18 protein-coding genes are annotated in these 19,457 nt (G+C 67.4%); 8 read left to right on the forward strand and 10 right to left on the reverse strand.

Features of this window, described 5'->3' with window-relative positions; genetic code table 11:
• Nucleotides 1-44: 44 nt before the first annotated feature.
• Nucleotides 45-1,343: a dicarboxylate/amino acid:cation symporter gene (locus AKJ09_RS49530; protein ID WP_146654859.1), complete on the reverse strand. Its 1,299-nt coding sequence runs from the start codon at nt 1,341-1,343 to the stop codon at nt 45-47.
• A gap of 3 nt (nt 1,344-1,346) precedes the next feature.
• A complete protein-coding gene (locus AKJ09_RS49535; protein WP_169928614.1) occupies nt 1,347-2,273 on the reverse strand; it encodes a lysophospholipid acyltransferase family protein in 927 nt (308 codons plus the stop codon).
• 236 nt (nt 2,274-2,509) lie between these two features.
• On the opposite strand from AKJ09_RS49535, the gene AKJ09_RS49540 reads away from it, so the two are divergent.
• On the forward strand, nt 2,510-5,068 hold the full coding sequence (locus tag AKJ09_RS49540) for a beta-propeller domain-containing protein (RefSeq protein ID WP_169928615.1): 2,559 nt from the start codon (nt 2,510-2,512) through the stop codon (nt 5,066-5,068).
• A 268-nt stretch (nt 5,069-5,336) separates the two neighbouring features.
• Here AKJ09_RS49540 and AKJ09_RS49545 read toward each other — a convergent pair whose 3' ends face one another.
• On the reverse strand, nt 5,337-7,022 hold the full coding sequence (locus AKJ09_RS49545; protein WP_146654862.1) for an FAD-binding oxidoreductase: 1,686 nt from the start codon (nt 7,020-7,022) through the stop codon (nt 5,337-5,339).
• A 176-nt stretch (nt 7,023-7,198) separates the two neighbouring features.
• Here AKJ09_RS49545 and AKJ09_RS49550 point away from each other — a divergent pair, with 176 nt between their 5' ends.
• Nucleotides 7,199-7,831 (forward strand): metallophosphatase domain-containing protein, encoded by a 633-nt coding sequence (locus tag AKJ09_RS49550; protein ID WP_146654863.1) that lies wholly within the window; start codon nt 7,199-7,201, stop codon nt 7,829-7,831.
• Between the two features lie 10 nt (nt 7,832-7,841).
• Here the strand turns inward: AKJ09_RS49550 and AKJ09_RS49555 are convergent, their stop codons facing one another.
• Nucleotides 7,842-8,255: an IgGFc-binding protein gene (locus AKJ09_RS49555; protein WP_146654864.1), complete on the reverse strand. Its 414-nt coding sequence runs from the start codon at nt 8,253-8,255 to the stop codon at nt 7,842-7,844.
• Between the two features lie 214 nt (nt 8,256-8,469).
• Entirely contained in the window at nt 8,470-9,096 is a 627-nt protein-coding gene (locus AKJ09_RS49560; protein WP_146654865.1) for a LemA family protein, read from the reverse strand.
• Nucleotides 9,097-9,209: 113 nt separating this feature from the next.
• Between AKJ09_RS49560 and AKJ09_RS49565 the strand changes: the two genes are divergently transcribed.
• From AKJ09_RS49565 to AKJ09_RS49590, 6 genes are all read left to right on the forward strand, one after another.
• A complete protein-coding gene (locus AKJ09_RS49565; RefSeq protein ID WP_146654866.1) occupies nt 9,210-10,259 on the forward strand; it encodes a hypothetical protein in 1,050 nt (349 codons plus the stop codon).
• A 36-nt stretch (nt 10,260-10,295) separates the two neighbouring features.
• On the forward strand, nt 10,296-10,985 hold the full coding sequence (locus tag AKJ09_RS55385) for a LamB/YcsF family protein (RefSeq protein ID WP_240488894.1): 690 nt from the start codon (nt 10,296-10,298) through the stop codon (nt 10,983-10,985).
• Nucleotides 10,982-12,442 carry a 5-oxoprolinase subunit B/C family protein gene (locus AKJ09_RS55390; RefSeq protein ID WP_240488895.1) on the forward strand — a complete coding sequence of 487 codons (1,461 nt, stop codon included), beginning with the start codon at nt 10,982-10,984 and terminating at the stop codon, nt 12,440-12,442. Before AKJ09_RS55385 ends, AKJ09_RS55390 begins: the two co-directional genes overlap by 4 nt.
• Before the next feature lie 81 nt (nt 12,443-12,523).
• Complete coding sequence (locus tag AKJ09_RS49580; protein ID WP_146654867.1) at nt 12,524-13,126, forward strand: hypothetical protein; 603 nt, start codon at nt 12,524-12,526, stop codon at nt 13,124-13,126.
• A complete protein-coding gene (locus AKJ09_RS49585) occupies nt 13,123-14,055 on the forward strand; it encodes a M23 family metallopeptidase (RefSeq protein WP_146654868.1) in 933 nt (310 codons plus the stop codon). Before AKJ09_RS49580 ends, AKJ09_RS49585 begins: the two co-directional genes overlap by 4 nt.
• 34 nt (nt 14,056-14,089) lie before the next feature.
• Nucleotides 14,090-14,935: an aldo/keto reductase gene (locus AKJ09_RS49590; protein WP_146654869.1), complete on the forward strand. Its 846-nt coding sequence runs from the start codon at nt 14,090-14,092 to the stop codon at nt 14,933-14,935.
• On the opposite strand, the gene AKJ09_RS49595 is transcribed toward AKJ09_RS49590, so the two are convergent.
• The 5 genes from AKJ09_RS49595 to AKJ09_RS49615 all read right to left on the reverse strand — a co-directional run bounded on the left by AKJ09_RS49595 (nt 14,926) and on the right by AKJ09_RS49615 (nt 19,203).
• Complete coding sequence (locus tag AKJ09_RS49595) at nt 14,926-16,161, reverse strand: EAL domain-containing response regulator (protein ID WP_169928616.1); 1,236 nt, start codon at nt 16,159-16,161, stop codon at nt 14,926-14,928. The two genes, AKJ09_RS49590 and AKJ09_RS49595, sit on opposite strands and share 10 nt — an antisense overlap.
• Before the next feature lie 179 nt (nt 16,162-16,340).
• Nucleotides 16,341-17,108, reverse strand: coding sequence for an acyl-ACP--UDP-N-acetylglucosamine O-acyltransferase (lpxA, locus tag AKJ09_RS49600; protein WP_146654871.1), 768 nt, complete (start codon nt 17,106-17,108; stop codon nt 16,341-16,343).
• Between the two features lie 9 nt (nt 17,109-17,117).
• Nucleotides 17,118-17,573, reverse strand: coding sequence for a 3-hydroxyacyl-ACP dehydratase FabZ (fabZ, locus tag AKJ09_RS49605; protein WP_146654872.1), 456 nt, complete (start codon nt 17,571-17,573; stop codon nt 17,118-17,120).
• Nucleotide 17,574: 1 nt separating this feature from the next.
• Nucleotides 17,575-18,618 carry a UDP-3-O-(3-hydroxymyristoyl)glucosamine N-acyltransferase gene (locus AKJ09_RS49610; protein ID WP_146654873.1) on the reverse strand — a complete coding sequence of 348 codons (1,044 nt, stop codon included), beginning with the start codon at nt 18,616-18,618 and terminating at the stop codon, nt 17,575-17,577.
• A 30-nt stretch (nt 18,619-18,648) separates the two neighbouring features.
• The gene (locus AKJ09_RS49615; RefSeq protein WP_146654874.1) at nt 18,649-19,203 is read right to left on the reverse strand and encodes an OmpH/Skp family outer membrane protein; all 555 of its coding nucleotides are present in this window, start codon (nt 19,201-19,203) and stop codon (nt 18,649-18,651) included.
• Between the last annotated feature and the right edge of the window lie 254 nt (nt 19,204-19,457).

Here is a 19,457-nt window from a genome sequence, read left to right on the forward strand (position 1 = left end):
GCACGCGAATCGTCCTCACCGCGAGCGCGGCGCCGATGTGAGGTTCAGCGCTCCGCGGGCGCGGTGTTCTCGCCGAATACGCCTTCCCAGCGCGCAATCACACAGGCGGCGAGCCCATTGCCCGTGAGGTTCAGCGCCGAGCGCGCCATGTCCATGATCTCGTCGACCGCGAGAATCATCGCCACGCCCGCCTCGCCCGGAAGACCGAAGCCCTGCGTGGTGCCGGCGATGATCACAAGCGTGGCGCGCGGTACGCCGGCGACGCCCTTCGAGGTCAGCATGAAGGTGAACACCATCGCGATTTGCGTGGAGATGGGCATCTCGATCTTCGCCGCCTGGGCAATCGTGAGCGAGGCGAGAACGAGGTAGAGCGTCGAGCCGTCGAGATTGAACGAATAGCCGGTCGGAATGACGAAGCTCGCCACGCGCCTCGGCACGCCTAGCTTCTCGATCTTCTCGAGCAGCAAAGGAAGGGCGGCTTCGCTGGAGGCCGTCGAGAAGGCCATGAGCGCCGGCTCGCGAATGGCGTCGACGAATCCCTTCACCGGAATTCGTGCGATCAGCATGATCGGCACGAACACGAGCACGAAGAGCAAAAAGAGCGAGAGATACAGGCTGCCGACGAGCAGCGAGTAGTGCTTGAGCAAGTCGAAGACGGCCGGCCACCCCTCGAGCTCCGAGCCCGGATGCTTCGCAGCCATGTGGCTCACGTTGTAGGCCATCGCGCCGAACACGCCGATGGGCGTGAGCGCCATGACCATCGACGTGTACTTGAACATGACCTGCGCAACCCCGTCGAAGAAGCGCAGGACGGGCTCGCCGCGCTCCCCCACACGCGTGAGGGCTACGCCGAAGAGCGCCGCGAAGACGACCACGGGAAGGATGTCGCCCTCGGCCGCGTGCTTGACCACGTTCGACGGAAACGCGTGGAGCGCGATCTCCCAGCCGCTCTTCGGAGCCGCGAGCTGCGTGTGCGCCTCGACGTGCAGAGGAAGTCCATCCCCCGGGCGGACCCAGTTGGCGATGACGAGGCCGAGGACCAACGCGAGGGTGGTGACGATCTCGAAGTAGAGGAGCGACTTCGCCCCCATACGACCCACCGCCTTGAGATCACCGGTCTGGGCGATGCCCGTCACGATGGTCGCGAAGAGCAGCGGGACGATGATCCCTTTGATCAGCGAGAGAAACGACTTCGAGCAGAACTGGAAGAGGGCGAAGGCCGTCGGGTGCTCGTCGGCCGGCAGGAAGCCGCCGAGAACGACGCCGAGCACGAGCCCTACGAAGATGAGGGTCGTGCCCGACCGCCAGAAAGGCGCTCGCCTACCGTTCCCGCCTTCGTTCACGCGTCAGGCGCTCGCGGATTCGTTGGCCGAAGCCTCGACGGCATTCGCACCGCCACGCACGCGAACACGCGAACGAGGGAGAGGCTCGATGGCGTCGGGATCGCGTCCGTCACGGATCGCCGCGTGGCGACGCTGCTGATCGGCGAGGGAGCGGATGGCGTCGAGGCAGCGCTCCGAAGCGAGCTTCTGCGTGGTGAGCATGTTCGCCTTCGGCTTGAGATCGGTGAAGTCGATCGGCGGCCCGAAGTACATGTCGACGGGGTTCTCGTCGGCGGCGAGGACGTTCATGCGAACCTCGCCGGGAATGCTCTGGCCCATGCCGAGCACGAAGACGGGAATGACCCGCGCGCGAATACAGCCGAGCGCGATGCGACCGACACCGGGCTGGGCCGGGAGAAACGCGTACGGGTCCGCGCCCTTGTTGCGCGTGCCTTCCGGATGGAGGCCGAGCACGGTTCCGACGTCGGACCGGTTCAACTCCTCGATGCAGCGTGCGACCGAGTAGTGATTGAACGCCTTCTTCTCCTTCTCGCGCATGACCGGCGGGAACATACGCATGCCGCTCATGGCGAAGTTCACCGGCGGGCCGAGCGGGTGGTCGTAGAAGAAGCTGCTGCGAACGGGGAAGAAGATCCGCTTCGTCAGCTGCGTGCGCCAATAGAGGATCGCGGTGATGCTGAAGAAGTCGAAGAAGGAGCGGTGGTTCGCCACCAGCATCACGCTGTCCTTCTTGCCGAGCGCGGAGAGGTGCTCGAGGCCGTGGACGTTCAGACGGCGGCTGCCACAGCTCCAGATGAGCGCGCCCATGACGACGCTGTTCCAAGCCGCCGAGACGGGCGAAAGCTTGGGCTGGGAGAGAAGGTCGGCGACGTTGAAGGCCACACGCTCGAACCGGGAAAGCGAGGAGAGCTGCTCGGGGGTCGGACGCACAGGGCGGTCATAGCAGGGCGGGGCGCTGGATCCATCGTCACGGACTCGTGGCAAGGACTGATGGCCCGTGCCGCGCTGCGCCATAGATCATGTTGTGCCACCGATGGCACAACATGATCGCGAGGTCCCGGGCCGGCGGCATCCATCAGAATATTTATTCATATTTTCGAATACATAGACAACCGCAAGCATATGGTCCAAGCGTTGCTAGAACGCTCGTTCGGGAGACCGAACGCATGAATTCTCGACTTCGCATTTCGCGACAATCCCGCACCGCCCTCGCGATGCTCGCTGCGCTGAGCTCGGTGGCCTGGGGCTGTGGCTCGTCGGACAAGAGCGCCGGCAACGAGGGCACCGTTCGCGCGAGCCTTCACCGCGCCAAGAGCTGCGGCGATCTCCTGGGCGATCTCAAGGCGGACGCCTCCTTCAAGCTCAACAAGGGCATCGATCAGCAGATCAGCCAGATCCACCAGTGCATCTCGCACTACGGCGATGCGCAATGCGCCTACTACGGCGGAGGGGGCATCGGCTACGACGGCGCAGGTCAAGGCGCGCCCCCGCCGATGTCGGGCCCCACCGCAGGCGGCGCCGACTTCGGTGAGTCGGCCGGCAGCGGGAATGGCAACAAGGCGACCGACTTTTCGCAGACCAACACCCAGGTCGCAGGCGTCGACGAGGCCGACATCGTCAAGACCGACGGCTCGAACCTCTACGTCCTGCACGGACGCGCCTTCAAGGTCCTCAAGGCATGGCCGGCAAACGAGCTCGCCGAGCTCTCGACAATCGATCTCGAAGGTCAGCCGACGGAGATGTTCGTCGACGAAGGCAAGGTCGTCGTCTACTCGAACGTCAACGGTGCGGCCGTTTACGCAGCTGCTGGCGTCACCCCGAAGTCCCAGTATCGCGACTACGGCATGGGCTACGCGAGCGACGCCGCATACCCGGGCGATCCGTCCGGCATCTACGCGCCGCTCACGAAGGTCACGGTGCTGACCCTCCAGGGCGCAACGCCCACCGTCACGCGCGAGATCTACTTCGAAGGCAACTTCACCGATGCGCGCCGCGTCGGTCCGCACGTGCGCACCGTCCTATCGGGCTACGCGCACGGCCCGCAGCTCAAGTACAGCGTCTACGACCTCTATCCGGGGATGACGGGGACAGGCACGGCCACCCCCGGCGTCGCCACGCCTCCGTCGACGGGCGCCGCAGAGCCCGCTCCCGCGCCCGCAATCGACGGCGGTATCGGCACACAAGACGCGAAGACCACGCCGCAGTATCCGCAGACGGGTACGGCGATGATCGCGATGCTCGAGGAGCTTCGCACGGCGAACCTGAACATCATCGCGAAGAGCCAGCTCACCGACTGGCTCCCCTACACGTTCGTGAAGCAGGGCGCGCAGATCACCGCGCAGAACGTCGCGTGCGAGGACTTCTACGTTCCGAACGCGGGCTCGACCGAGAGCGGCATCACCGAGATCGCCGCGATCGACCTCACGAACCCCGCGGCGCCGCCGAAGCAGACGGCCATCCTCGGCCACGCCGAGACGGTCTACGGCACGGCGGACACCCTCTATCTCGCGTCGAACGCATGGGTCCAGCCTCCGGTCGCCTGGGCCACGAGCGGTGTCGGCTCGTCGGGCGGCGGCGTGAGCAGTGGCGGTGGGGTGGCGGTTGCGCCTCCGCCTGCGACGGATCCGGGAGCGCCAGCTCCCGCGCAGGACGCCGGAAGCGCCACGCCGCAAGGCATCAAGCCGTTGACCACGCAAGCCGCAACGGTGACGGCCTACGCGACGAACAAGACCCACCTCCACAAATTCGAGTTCACGACCGACGCGACGTTCCCGAACTACGTCGCCTCGGGCACCGTGCCTGGCTACGTCAAAGATCAGTTCTCGCTCGACGACAAGGACGGCGTGCTCCGTGTCGCGACGACGGAGCAACGCATCTACGTCGATTCGGACGGCAACTACGTCTCGTCGACGCCGACGGCGGCCGATGGCTCGAGCCAGTTCCCCTCGACGGTGAACCACGTCCACACGCTCGGCGTGGCCGGCGGCTGGCTCGAGCAGCTCGGCACGGTCGGCGATCTCGCTCCGAACGAGAACATCTACAGCGTGCGCTTCATCGATCACCGCGGTTACGTCGTCACGTACCGCCAGGTCGACCCGCTCTTCGTCGTCGAGCTCTCCGATCCCGCGCATCCGAACGTCCTCGCGGCGCTCAAGATCCCCGGCTTCAGCGAGTACATGCACCCGCTCGACGCGACCCACATCCTCACGATCGGTCGCGACGGCGACGCGGGCCGACCGCAGAACATTGCCCTGCAGATCTTCGACGTCTCGAACGGAGCGAACCCGGTGCTCGCCCAGAAGTTCGTCTACTCGGGTGACGAGTACGGCTCCAGCATGGCCGAGTACGATCACAAGGCGTTCACCTACTTCGCCGATCGCCAGCTCCTCGCCTTCCCGTATTACGCGTACAACGCCAGCACGCCGAACGGCATGCGCAGCTCGCTCGAGCTCTTCAAGGTCGACATCGCAAGCGGCTTCGCCAAGCTCGGAAGCGTCGACCACACCGCGCTCGTCCACCAGAATCCCTCGGGCTACTGCGGCGGCTACTACGGTCCGGAAGTGCGCCGCGGCGTCTTCCTCGAGAACTTCGTCTTCAGCGTCTCCTACGGCGGCGTCGTCGCGAAGGACACGAACGACCTCGCCGGCGCCGGCGCGCAGCTCGCCCTGCCCGTCCCGCAAGTCGACAACGTCAGCACCTACGGCGCCCCGGTATGCGCATATTGAGCCCGCGACGTAACTGACAAGCAAGAGGGTCGCGGCGATCACCGCGGCCCTCGGCTTTTCTTCCGCCATCTGAAAGGCTCCGCCCTCATCCCCCGCCCTTCTCCCTAAGGGAGAAGGGAGGAGAACTAACCGGGGGGCGCGTCGTTGGCGGTGAGGCGCTCACCTGTGAAATGGCGAGGAGAAGGCGCGCGGTGCCTTTCAGATGGCGGGAGAGAGCGCGCGTGCTGTTCAGATAGCGGGCGACGGATTCAGCGCGCGGAGCCTTCACCTACTTGATGGGGAGAAGACACCCGGGGTTGAGAATTCCCGCCGGGTCGAGCTCGTTCTTCGCCGAGACGAGGACTTTCTCGAACAGCGCCGGGCGCTCTTTTTCCCACCACGGTCGATGCACGCGGCCGACCGCATGGTGATGCGTGATGGTGCCGCCGGTGGAGACGATGGCTTCGCTGACGGCCGCCTTGATGGCCGCCCACTGTTCGAGCTCTTCGCCGGGGCGGCCCTTGGTGAGGAAGGTGTAGTAGGGCGCCGGGCCGTCCGGATAGACGTGCGTGAAACGGCACGTCAGAAGGCCGCCGCCACCGACCTTCTGCATGGCGGCGTTCGCCGCCGCGACCACGCTCGCGTGGAGCGCGGGGAAGCGATCCCATGTGCACGCCGTCTCGAAGGTATCGCAGACCATTCCGAGCAAAACGAGTGCACTCTGCAAGTAGGGAGCATCGAAGAACGCCTGCTTCCACACGCTCGCCTCTTGCACGTCGTGCGCGGGAGGACGAACGCTGCCTGACGAGGGCGGCGGCGGGCGACTCGACGTCATCGACGCGTGGAGCGGGCGCGGCGCGATGGAGTGGATGACGTCGGTCGTGTACTTCGGCTCCTCCTTGCAGCGGCCGCCGAGGTCCGTGGCGATCGACAGCGCGCGCTCCATCGAGGTCTCGATGGGATGATCGGCAGACTCGAACGCGAGCAGGAGCACCGCGTTTCCTTCGGAGTCGACCTGGTGGAGCATGGCCTCGCCGGCGTCGAGCAAGCGGCAGTTGACCGGGTTGAGTCCGGACTGCGCGAGAATGCGAACCACGTCGACGGCGTCTTCGAAGCGGTCGAACGAGACACTCGCCGAGGCACGCCAGCGTGGTCGAGGCTGCACGCGAAGCCATGCTTCGGTGATGATGCCGAACGCACCTTCCGAGCCGAGCACGAGACGATCCGGGCTCGGACCGGCGCCCGACCCGGGAAGCCTGCGCGTCTCGAAGACGCCGGCGGGCGTCACCATGCGGACCGATTCGACGAAGTCGTCGATGTGCGTGTAGAGCGTGGCGTAGTGGCCGGCGGCGCGCGTTGCGATCCAGCCGCCGAGCGTGGAGAGCTCGAAGCTCTGCGGATAGTGACGCAGTGTGAGACCGTACGTCTCGAGCTGCTCGGCGATCTTGGAGCCCGTCGCGCCGGCCTGGATGTGCGCGGATCGCGAGATCTCGTCGACCGAGAGCACCTTGTCCATGCGCGAGAGGTCGACGCAGGCGACGCCCCGGAAACGCCCGCTCGCGGCGAACTCCACGCCGGACACGACGCTCGTGCCGCCACCGTACGGAACGAGCGCGATCGACTCACGCTCGCAGAAGCGGAAGAGCGAGAGGAGATGTTCTTCCTCGGTGGGGTGGAAGATCCAATCCGGCGCCGAGGCGTAGTCTCCTCGGAAGCCCCGCACCAGATCGCGGTAGCCGCGTCCGTACGTATGGATCGCGCGCTCGCGCTTGTCGGTCGTTCCGATGGACCGGAGCTCGACGGGCACGGTGTAACGCGGCTCGGGCATCGTCACCGCGTCGAGCGACGGCAGTGGCGCGAGCTCCGGCGGTGTCCCGGTCAGCGCAGCCAGACGCGAAGCGAGCGCGCGGCGTGCGTTGTCACCAGGTAGCTTGTCCTCGTATCCCCAGCCCCAGAAGCTCCGTGAACGCGCCATCCCGCCATGAGGCTATCAGAGGAATTTGGGGCCGGCACACAACCGCCGAGCTCATAGGCGCTCGTGAGACGCGTCTTTGACGGGCCAGCGCGTCACGTCACCCGGCCAGCTCACCGCGCCAGGTCACCAGGTCACCGTTCGGGCCTAGGCTGGCTAGACTGGCTAGACTGGCGCCCGTGACACGCATCGTCGCCCTCGCTGACACGCACCTCTACCATGAGGGACTCGTCGTGCCCGACGGAGACGTCCTCGTCCACGCCGGCGACATGTTGCAGCACGGATCGCTCGACGAGCTCGTGAGGGCGGCGAAGTTCCTGGGCGCGCTCCCCCACCGGACGAAGATCGTCGTCGCTGGAAATCACGAGGTCTGCCTGGAAAAGAGGGCATCGGAGGCCCGCGCGATCCTCGAGGAGCACGGCCTCGTCTACCTCGAGGACTCTGCGGCCACGGTCGATGGACTGGTGTTCTACGGAAGCCCGTGGACACCGAAGTTCCGAATCTGGGCTTTCGGCGCCCAGCGCGGTGAGGAAATGGCTTCGAAGTGGCGGAAAATGCCCGACCAGGTCGACGTCCTCGTCACCCATGGACCGCCGCTCGGCTACGGCGACACCGTGCATTGGGCGGGCCGCACGCGCCGGGTGGGCTGCCCCGACCTTCGCACGCGGGTCTCCGAGGTGAAGCCTCGCCTCCACGTCTTCGGCCATATCCATCAGGATCCGGGACAGTGGCAATCCGAAGGCGGCACGACGACGTTCGCCAACGTCACGACGGACGAAGGCGAGCGTCCTGCGTCCATCTTCGACGTCTGAGCGCGTCCTTTCAGCGAACCACGATCTTGACGGGTGAGGTCGGGCGGCTGCCGGCACCGGCGGGGAAGCCGTAGCTGGCGTAGTCGTCGACGCCCCAGACGTAGAGACCGAACGGCCCGTCGCTCGTCGCCTCGTGGCGCCCATAGGTGCAGGCGCCCTTGCCCTGCCCTTCCTTCGTCACCTGAACCCAGGTGTACTCGGCCGTGCCGTCCGTGCCGAGCGGCCTCCAATCGGCGACGCTACCGACGCAATCGAGCTGCACCTCGTGGAAACCGGACTGATCCTTGCGTCGCACGAGCGTGAGCGAGCTGTCGCGATACGTGTGATCGACGAAGAAGACGTAGTGATCGAGGAACTGATCGTCCGCGATCACGTTGACGAAGTCCGGATCGCCCAGCGTGAAGTTCTTCCTGGCGCCCGTCATGTATGCACGCCATTCCGAAGGCAGCCAACTCGAACGCCGAGCCGCGGGCGGCGGGCAAGCGAGCGCACTCAGGCTAACGCGTTCGACTTCCCGGTCACAAAAGGCGAATGACGGAGTGCTCGCGCTTTCGGCGCCAAGCTCCTCCGTCATCCTCGAGCCGCTCGATCTTGGCGGCTTCTAGCCTCGACGCCTCACCGCCCCGAGGCGGCGTCGCTCAGAACGAGACCTTCGGGGGCGCCGTCGAGTCGGCCGACGCGGCGAAGTAGACGCGCGGCTTGAAGGGCTGGCCGGTGGCCTTGTTGACGACCGCGCCGCGGATCTTTCCGAGCTCCGCGTTGTAGTCCTTCACGGCCTCGTTGTACTGCTGGCGCGCACGCAGAATGCGGTTCTCCGTGCCTTCGAGCTGCTTCATGAGATCGGTGTACTGACCGCTCGCCTGGAGCTTCGGGTAGTTCTCGTTGCTGACGAGGAGGCGCGAGATCGCGGAGGTGCTGAGCTTGTCCTGCGCTTCCTGGAAGGCCTTCATCTTGGCGGGATCGCTGAAGTCGTCCCCCGAGAGCTTGATGCTCGTGGCCGACGCGCGCGCCTCGGTGATCTTCTGCAGCGTCGACTGCTCGTAGTTCCCGGCTGCTTTGACCGTGGCGACCAAGTTGGGAATGAGGTCTGCACGGCGCTGGAGATCGGCATCGAGATCGGCCCACTTCTGCTGGGCCACCTGATCTTTTTCGACCAAGGTGTCGTAGTTCTGGCAGCCCGGAACCGCAAAGACAGCGGCGAGCATCAGAGCCACGAGCTCGACCACGCGAACGAAACCAACGACGCCAAAGGCCTTCTCGGTCATGCGCGCACGGTAAGAAGGATAGGCAGGCGATGCAAGGGGAGCGCAGTTGAATGCGGCATCCCTTGCGAACACCCAAAGGCGCGGGGCAAGGCATGGGGCTTGGGGAACGCCGCGTGGGAAAACGAAGCGATCGCGAGGAGCCACCCGCGATCCTGCGACGCTTTTTGGTCGTCGCGGCCCTCCTCCACCTCGCCGCCTTCGGCCTTGTACGTACGCTTCCTTCGCCAAGCCACGCGGCGAGGCCTACGGAACCGTCCGAACCGTTCCCCCGGGAGCTCGCTGTCCAGGAGATCGCCGTCGTCCCCGACGAACCGCCTCAAGCACGCGAGCCAATCGCTTCGCGGATCGACCCCACGGTCGAGGAGCTTGGGGCCTCCGGCCCTGCGATCGCGGCTCACGACGCACGCCACGAAATGCCTGGCCCTGCCGCCTCGGCCACGTCGGCCACCGAAACTTCCCCCTCCGGCCCCGACGCTCCCGACGCGACGCGCGAGCCGACGGCACCTCTCGTCTTCACCAAACCGGGAACCGACACGCGCGTCGGTGTCGATGGAACGAATCCCTTCCTCGCTCCAGGCGCGCTGGCGGGTGTCGAACCCGAGCGCAAAGGAGGCGGCTCACGCAGCGCGGAAAGCGAGCGCGCGAGGGAAATGCTCAAGGGCTCCGGGCGTGCGCGCGACCTGTCGCTCGGCCTCGGCAGCGAAGGGCCGGTCCTCCGTGCACTCGGAGATGCGACCTCGGCGAGCCTCGCTCCCGTGAAAGGGCGCGCCGTGTTCGTCGTGGACACGAACGGATCGGGTGAAGTCGTCTCCGTCGACGTTGGCGACACGAACGGTGATCGCCCCGGTTGGATCGATGCGGCGCGGATCGCGCTCGAGGCCCTCAAGGGCAAGAAGCTCGTGATGCGCGGTGGGCCTTCGGCAACGCGCTTGCACGTCGAGGTCGTCTCGGCCTGGAAGATGCCCTCGGGCACCGATACCGGGCTCGACGTCGACATCCTGGGCATGCCCATCAAAAAGGGCGACGGCCCTTCGTCGCCGCGGATCAGTTTGCTCGATCCCAAGACCGGCACCATCGTCGCCGGCTTCGGAGATCTCTCGGACATCGGAGCGAAGGCGCGCCGCATCGTGCACACGCGCGTGCTCGACGCGACGCCGCTTTGAACGAAACGCGCGAGCGAGACGCGCTAAGGTGGCCGCGTGGGTCACCCGGTGATTTTGAACATCGACGCTGGCGAGCTCGAGACCGAGCCGGAAGAGCTCTATGCGCTCGCCGACCTCGTGCACGTCGCTTGCGGCGGCCACGCCGGTGACGCCCCGTCGATGGAGCGCGTCGTCCGAGCGTGCTCCCGCCTCGGAACGCGGGTCGGAGCGCATCCGTCGTACGAGGACCGCGAGGGCTTCGGACGTCGAGCTCTCGACGTGGCGCCCGAAGTGCTCGGCCAGCAAGTCGAAGCGCAGTGCGCGCGCCTTCGCACCATCGCCGAGAAGCTCGGCGTCGCGGTCACCTCGGCCAAGCCGCACGGCGCGCTCTACCACGCGGCCAATGCCAGCGAAGAGACGGCACGCGCGACCCTCTCGGGGATCCGCCGCGCGCTCGGAGACGTGGCGATCGTCGGGCCGCCGCGGGGTCACATCGCCGACGTGGCTCGCGCCACGGGCACGAAACTCCTTCGCGAGGCGTTCGTCGATCGCGGCGTACGTCCTGACGGCTCGCTCGTTCCGCGCGGCGAACCTGGAGCGCTGATTCACGATCCGGCGCTCGCGGCCGATCGCGCGCGGGCGCTTTCGAGCGACGCGAACGTCGAGACGATCTGCATCCATGGCGACACGGAAGGCTCCATCGCCATCGCACGCGCGGTGCGCGAAGCCTTGGGACCGAAGACGTGACCATCGAGCTCCTCGGCGATCGCGCGCTGCGCTTTGCACTGCCGGCAGGCGCCGACCGTCGGGCACTGCTCGACGATCTGCGATCGCTCCCGGGTGTGCGTGACGTCGTGCTGACCGAAGCGCGCGGGGCGGTGGTGCTCTCCGCGCCGCAGGAGCGCGCGGCGATCGAGACCGCCATCGCCGCGCGTCTCGTCTCGACGCGGGCCGGTTCGCATCGCGCGTCCGCGGAGCATCGCATCGAGGTGATCTACGACGGGGAAGATCTCGCGGCGCTCGCCGAGACGCTCCACGTCGGCGTCGACGACGTGGTGGCCATGCACGCGGGCCGCGATTACGACGTCGCGATGCTGGGGTTCCTGCCCGGCTTCGCTTACCTGCGCGGTCTCGATCCGCGTCTGGTGGTTCCGCGAAGGAGCTCGCCGCGACCTCGCGTGCCGGAAGGCAGCCTGGCGATCGCTGCAGGATACACGGGCATCTATCCCTTCGCGTCGCCCGGCGGCTGGCTGCTCCTCGGCCGCGCGCTCGACCACGCGGCCTTCGACGAACGAGGCGCGACGCTCGCGCTCGGCGATCGCGTTCGCTTCGTTCCGGTTCCGGCACGAGCTTCGCGACCACGCACGCCGCCTGCCGCACCCGCCCCTCCGACGGGCGCGTACCTCGAAGTCGGACGGGCGCTCGGCCCGGCCATCCTCGTCGACGGCGGCCGGCCGGGTCACATGCACGAGGGCGTCCCGGCGGGCGGTGCGCTCGTCGCGGGAGCGCTCGCCCGCGCGAATGCGTCCCTCGGCAACGACGACGGGGCCTGCGGAGTCGAGATCTTCGGGTCGCTCGAGGTCGTCGCGCGCGGGGGCGGCGTAGCCATCGCCGACGACGAGCGCGGCGCGCGCCTCCTGGCCGAAGGTGAGGCGGCGGTCTTGGGAACCGAAGGGCGCGCACGGGCACGCTACCTCGCCGTCGCCGGAGGCTTCGACGTGCCGCTTTTCCTCGGCGGTCGCGGCACGCTCCCCGTGGCCAAAGTGGGCGGCTTCGAGGGTCGCCCGCTCAAGCGCGGTGATCGCCTCGCCCCTCGCCTCGAGGCGCCCGCGCGAATCGAGGCTCTCTCCCCTGCTCGGCCGCTCGAGCGCGCGATTCGCGTGCGCATCGGGCCCGACGATGTCCCCGCCCCCGTGGTCGACGCGCTCCTCGCGACGACGTTCACGATTGCGCCGGCGTCCGATCGCACAGGCGTACGCCTGGTTGGCCCTACCCTGCCTTCCGCGGAATTTCCGAGCGATCGCCCCTCGGGGCCGATGGTGCACGGGGTCATCGAGCTCACGCCGTCCGGCCCGATCGTGCTCGGGCCCGACCACCCGACGACGGGCGGTTACCCCATCATCGCGGTCGTCTGCCACGACTCGCTCGACGCCTTCTTCGGCCAGCCCGTCGGCTCGCCGGTGACGTTCGTTCGACACGGGTAAGTCTCGAAAAAGGCACGAAACATCGCGTCTCCCAGATGAGACTTGCCCGACCCCCGAGCCGGTCGTAACCCACACGCGTCCATGCTCAGGTCCTCATCGCTCGCCTGGATCGCACCTGCGCTCGCCGTTGCAGCATGCAACGGATCGAGTCCCCCCAACTCGTCGGCCGCCGAAGGAGAGTCGGCGAAGGTCGTCCGCCCGCAAGTCAGCTGGCCGGCGCCGGCAAGCCTCGACCGAACCGCTGTTGCGTCGCTCGCGGCGTCGGGTGATTCGTCGGGTATCCAGGCGCGCATCGACCGCTCGCCCGTGCCGGTTCTCGTACCCCGCGACGCCTCGCTGACGACGGCGGCGCTCGTCGTCGAAGGCGAGTTCTACGCGTACTCGGGTCGCGGCGACGGGATCGTGGTGGCCGTTCAGGGAACGCGCGCGGCCCATCGCTACGAGGGCATCGCCGCCGTCGGCCCGAAGACGCCCGGCGCACGCCGCGTCCGCGGCTCGCAGGGGTTCGTCACGGAGAACGAAGGCATTCGCACCGCGTCCTGGATCGAAAACGGCGTGGCCTACACGGCCGATGTCGAATGCAGCGACCGCAAGGACACGCGCTGCACCGACGAAGCGTACGTGGTCGATCTCGTCGAGTCGCTCGCCTATGCAGGCGGCGCCGGCGCGCGAGGTGGCCGATGAACCGCGCGCTCGTTTACGCGACGGCGGCCTTCGCGCTCGCCTTCTCGATCGCCCCGAGCGCCAACGCCGCCGATGCCGGCGCCGACGCAGGCGAGTTCGCCTACGACCCGCCGGGCCAGCTCGTCGACGGCTCCGGCAAAGGCCGCGCCGACGACAAGGTGTTCGTCCCCGACATGCGCTTCCCCATCGAGAGCGGGCCGGCGTTCGCCAACTCGCAGGTCTGGGGAGTCGGCGGAAACAGCGGCCCGGCAGGGAGCCAGTGCGAGGAGCGGAACTTCTCGTATCCCTGGCACGACAACTACTGCGAGACGCGCTCCTGGGACATGCCGCTCTGCCCCTCGGGCACCGGTCACCAGGGCCAAGACGTGCGCGCCTCGTCCTGCGAGAAGGGCGTGCATCCTGTCGTGGCCGTGGCCGACGGCACGATCACCAACGTCGGTAGCTACTCCGTCTACCTCACGACGGCGGACGGCACGCGCTTCGACTACCTCCACATGTCGAACCTGACGATCAAGGTCGGCGACACCGTGAAGCGTGGTCAGCGCATCGGCATGGTCTCGAACCAGTTCGGCGGCGAAGTCACCACGGTGCATCTGCACTTCAACATTCGCCAGAACGTCGAGGGCGTCGGACAGGTCTACGTCCCGCCGTACACGTCGCTCATCAAGGCCTACAAGACGCTGATGGGCTGGGACGAGCCGGAAACCAAGGACGCCGGAACGGTCGACGCCGACCTTCCGAAGACCGAGCCTTCGCCGGTCACCCCCGTCACGCCGAAAGACGAGCCGCCTCCTCCGCCGACGGCCTCCGAAGAGGAGAGCGGCTGCGTCCTCGCGCCCCGCACCACGACGACCGGCGTGCCCTTCGCGGCCGTTGCCCTCGGTCTGAGCGCCCTCGCGATCACTCGAAGGAAGCGAAAGCGTTTTTAGAGCACCGAACAGTCTGGTGCTCTAGTCTCGGGGCGTGCAACGCCGGAGCTTCGGCCCCCTCGAAACCCACGTGCCGGTCGTCGGACTCGGCACGTGGCACATGGAGTCGGACGATCGCGAAGCGGCGATTCGCGCGATTCGCCGCGCCATCGAGCGCGGCATGACCCACCTCGACACGGCGGAACTCTATGGCCAGGGCGCCGTCGAGGAGCTCGTGGGCGAGGCCATCGCCGGCTACCGCGCCGACGTCTTCCTCGCCTCGAAGGTCCGCCCCGAGCAGGCCACCTTCGCCGGGACGCTCCTCGCGTGCGAGAAGAGCCTGCGCCGGCTACGCACCGACCGGCTGGATCTCTACCTCCTCCACTGGCGAGGAACGCAGCCGCTCGAGGAGACCTTCCGCGCCTTCGAGACGCTCGAGCGCGACGGCAAGATCCGCGCGTGGGGCGTGAGCAACTTCGACGTGGCCGATCTCGAACAGGCCATCGCCATCACCGGGCCCGACAAGATTGCCTGCAATCAGGTGCTCTACAACCTGCAGGAGCGCGACGCCGAGCACGTGCTGCAGACGTTCTGCGAGCGTAACGGCATCGCCTTCGTGGCCTACAGCCCGCTCGGCGCCGGGCACTTTCCCCGCCCCGGCAGCTGGCGCAGCGACGTGTTGACGACCATCGCACGAGCCCGCGGGGTGACCGCGCGCGCCGTCGCCCTCGCCTTCCTCGCGAGGCGCCCCTCGGCCTTCGTCATCCCGAAGACGTCGCACGCCGAACACGTCGACGAGCTCGAGAAAGCCGGCAACCTCGTGCTCGCACCGAACGAGATCGAGACCATTGGAGCAGCGTTTCCGCTCGATCCTCCGAAGTCGCGACTCCCTTACGGCTGACGGCGAACGCGCTCGGAGCCCTCGCCAACGCGACGCGTGCCGCTGTGCGGCGAAGCATGGGCAAAGAGTGCACCCTGCACATATTCGCACCCTGCCTCGAAGAGGGCGTCTCGTTCTTCGGCCGTCGAAACGCCCTCGGCGACGACTTGTGAGTCGAAGGCACGGCACATCGCCACGAGCGCCGACACGATCCGCTTTTGACTCGCCGACGTCTCGAGCTTGCGCACGATGTCGTGATCGAGCTTCACGAACTCCGGCGACAGCTCGCCGAGCTGCGAGAGGCAAGCGAGTCCGACGTCGAGATCGGCGATCGCCAATCGATAGCCCACGAAGCGGAGCACGCTCGCTCGGGCCGCGAGGTCGGCGACGGGGAGCGTGGCGCCGCGAACGCGCAGCTGCAAGACGACGTGCTCGGCGATCGTCGAGAGCGGCGGCACCGGCGCGTAGAGATCGCCGTCGAGGAGCTCCGAGGGATGCACGTCGAGAAAGAGCGATCCCTGCCGCTCCTTCGGGAGGTCCAAGAAGACTTCCACCGCGCGTTTGCGCACCAGTTGGCGCAGCTCCACGAGGCGGCCGAGGTGCTCGGCGGCCGCGGTGATCGAAGCATCGCGGTTCAGCGTCTCGACGTTCGAGGTGAGCTTCGGCGCGTGCCCCATGAGGGCCCGCGTCCTCGCGTCGACGATCGGTTCGAGCGAGATCTCGAGCGAGGCGAGCGCACGGTCGAAGAGCGCCTTCATGCTCTCGGTCACCGAAGACACCGCGTTCATCGAGGGCTCGGTGGTCCTCGCCGCGATGACTTGCTTGCGCGTCGCAACCGCACGCTCGAGTACGCGGATCAGCTCGGCGGTCGGTGTGGGCTTCACGAGGTACTCGAGAACGCCAAGGCTGCACGCCTCGATGGCCGTGCTCGTCGTGGGCGCTCCGGTCATGAGCACGAGCGGAACGTCGGGATCGTAGGCCCGCGCGACGTTCAGGATGTCGACACCGGAGGCGCCCGGAAGGTTGAGGTCACTGAAGACCACGTCGAAGCGCCGCGTCGTCACGCTCTCGATGGCCGAGCGACCATCGCTCACGTGGACGACGTCGTAGCCACGCTCACGGATGGTCCGTGCCAGGGTGCGTGCAACGAGCTCGTCGTCTTCGACCAGCAAGACGGTGCGGGCCGCGCGACGCGGCGCGGCGAAGCGAACGGTATCGAAGGTACGTCGAGGAAGGGTATCGGCCACGTAGGCACCTCCAGGAGGTCGCTCGCGACCGTGCGGTCCGAGCGTCGAGGTCTGCGTGGCGGTTTGCAAACGGCGATCCCGCGTCCAACTGCGCGCGATCACGTGAAGGAGCCGCGTAGAGCCAGGGGTCATCTTCGACCCGGTGTCAGGACCGCCCCGGGTCGAGCGCGCCCGGGTTGTCAGCGCGTGCCGGATGACAACGCGCGTGCGAGTGCGTCGACGTAGGAATCCGAGCGATCGAGCGCGGCCATGACAGCATCGAACGTCTCGTCGCGACGAAGCAGCGTTCGCGCGACCGCCTTCTTCAGGCGCGCGATGGACTCGGCGGGCACCCCACGTCGCTCGAGACCGACGACGTTGACGGCACGCACACGCGCGCGATCGCCTTGCACGATGACGAACGGCGGGACGTCTCGCTCGCACATCGCGCCGGCCGCGACGAAGGCGCTTTGCCCTACGCGAAGGCGCTGCGCGACGCCGGAGAGTCCGCCGAAGGTGACCCAGTCTTCGACGACCACGTGCCCGGCGAGCTGCACGCCGTTCGCGATCACGCAACGCGAGCCGACGACGACGTCGTGAGCGACGTGGCTGCCGGCCATGAAGAGATTGTTCGACCCGATGGTCGTCGTCTGCTCACCGCTCGAGACATTGACCGTCACGTGCTCGCGGAAGACGTTGTCGTTGCCGATCGACAAACCTCGGTGTCCGCCCGAGGCGCTGTCGTCGGACTTGCGAATCTGCGGATCGCCGCCGAGCACCGCGAAGGGATGAATGACGTTCGCCTCGCCGATCGCCGTGTGGCCCATGACCACCGCATGCGAGAGCAGGCGCGTTCCGCGACCGAGCCGGACCCCGGGACCGACGACGCAAAAAGGGCCGATCTCCACGTCGGCCGCGAGCTCGGCACGCGGATCGATCGATGCGGTGGGATGAATGCGCGACGCCATGGCCAGCACTCACCCTCTTCGATCGACGACGCTCGCGAGGAGCTCGGCTTGCGCGCAAAGCGTCCCGTCGACGCTGGCTTCCCCCTTCAACTTCCAGACGTTCGTGCGGTGATGCATGACCGACACCTCGAGATCGAGGCGATCGCCCGGAATCACCGGACGGCGGAACTTCGCTTTGTCGATGCCGAGGAAATAGAGCAGGCTCGTCGACTCGTCGAACGGCTCGCTGGCATACGCGAGGATGCCGCCGATCTGCGAGAGCGCTTCGAGCACGAGAACGCCCGGCATGATCGGCGTTCGCGGCAGGTTCCCGAGGAACCAGGGCTCGTTCATGGCCACGCACTTGTGGCCGCGAATCGACTCGTTCGCAACGAGGTCCGTCACGCGATCGACGAGCACGAACGGCCAGCGCTGCGGGATGATCTGCAGGATGCGCTCGATGTCGAGCTGCGTGCGCTTCGCCATCTCAGGCCTCGCCTTCCGAGGGCGGCTCGGATCGGCGGATGATCGCTTCGGGGCGCACGCCTGGCGGAACGCTCGGCGGCGGAGGGATGGTCGCGCCTCGCCACGTGCCCGGCACGGTGGTGGGGCGGGCCGACGGAACCGGCGGCGTCAGGCTCTCGGGTGCTCGAGCACTCGTCGGCGCGCGGTTCGAGGCAATGCGATAGAGCTCGGCGAGGCCACGCAGCCAGCGATGACGCTCGACGGCGGGATAGCCCGCGACGGTCGCCCCCGCGGCGATGTCGCCGATGACTCCGCTCTTGGCGGCGATGCGCGCGCCGTCACCGATGCGGAGGTGATCGGCCACGCCGACCTGTCCACCCATCATGACGCCGCGCCCGACGGTCACCGATCCGGCGATGCCGGACTGCGCAGCGATGATCGAGCTCGCGCCGATATCGCAGTTGTGACCGATGTGGACTTGGGCGTCGAGCTTCGCGCCGCGACGGATGATGGTCGGTCCGAGCGTTCCGCACGCAATCGTGCAGAGCGGACCGATGTGCACGTCGTCTTCGATGATGACGCCGCCGAGCTGCGGGATCTCGCGCATCGAGCCGTCGCGACCGAGCGCGAAGCCGAAGCCGGGAGCACCGATGACCGCACCGGCACCGATGGTCACCCGTGCGCCGATGGTCACGCGGGGGAGGATCACCGCGCCGGGGCCGATACGGCATCCCTCGCCGATGACCGGCTCGTCCTCGGGCGCGTCGCCGACCTCGAGGAGCTCCGCGAGCGTCCAGGCGGCGTGCGGATGCACCCACGCCGGGAGGTTCGCGATCTCGTCGCGAGCGGCGAGCTCTTCGTTGGCGAGGAGCACGGCTCCGCGTCCGATCGCTCCGACCGCATCGGGCACGTAACGCAGGCTGAGCAGCGGGGCGAGATCACCCGCGGCCGCACGATCGATCGGCACGAGCCGGCGCACGACGCCACTCGCACCGTTTCGGAGGACCCCGCCATGACGTGCGGCGAGGTCCGTGAGCGGACGTGGAGCGATCGGAACGCCGGTCATCGGGTCATCAACGCGCGCGACCTGTGACTGTCACTTCTTGGGAGCAGGCGCCGCGCCGCCGCCACCACCGCTGTTGTACATCTGCACGCAGCGGTCGGTGAGGTCGAGGTCGCCGCGAGCGTACGCGACGGTCGCCTTGTCGACGACGAGGTCGATGTTCTCGCTCGTCGCGAGGCGCTTGATGATCGCCATCACCTTCTCGATGACGGGATCGGTGAGCTCCTTCTGCTTCTTCTCGAGCTCCTTGTTGTATTCGACGAACACAGCCTGGAGCTCCATCATCTGCTTCTGCCACTCGTCGGCGCGCTTCTGGAGCGCTTCCTTCGAGAGGACCTTCGACTGCTTGTCGATGTCTTCGCGCTGGCGCTGCAGATCCGTCTGCTTCTTGTTCAACTCCTGCTGACGGCTGTCGAACAGCTTCTTCAGCGTGGCCTGAGCGCGAAGTCCGTCTTCCGTGCTCGCAACGGCGCGCTGCACGTCGATGACGGCGACCTTCATCTGGGCGGCTGCCTCGCCCGAGAGGAAAAAGAGGGCGACGGCGAACGCCGAAGCAAGAAGGGTCGACAGGGTGCGGAGACGAGTCATGAAGGGCGGGGGTAGCGAATGCGGCGCGCAGGGTCAAGGAGACGAAGGGGGCGGCCCCCAAAGGAGCCCCTCGGACGACGAAGGGGGCCCTTCCCGCCCCCGGGCGGCGAGCGGGGCCTGTCGCATGACCGAGAGAACGTCCGTTTACACCCGTTCCGGCAATTCCGTCCTACGGTTCACACCCCCTGGCCGGCCGGGCACCCTATTCTTCGGAGGAAATGGGGAGGTCCGGGCCATGGACCCGGTGGCACGCG

This window comes from Labilithrix luteola (genome assembly GCF_001263205.1).
Classification (GTDB): domain Bacteria; phylum Myxococcota_A; class Polyangia; order Polyangiales; family Polyangiaceae; genus Labilithrix; species Labilithrix luteola.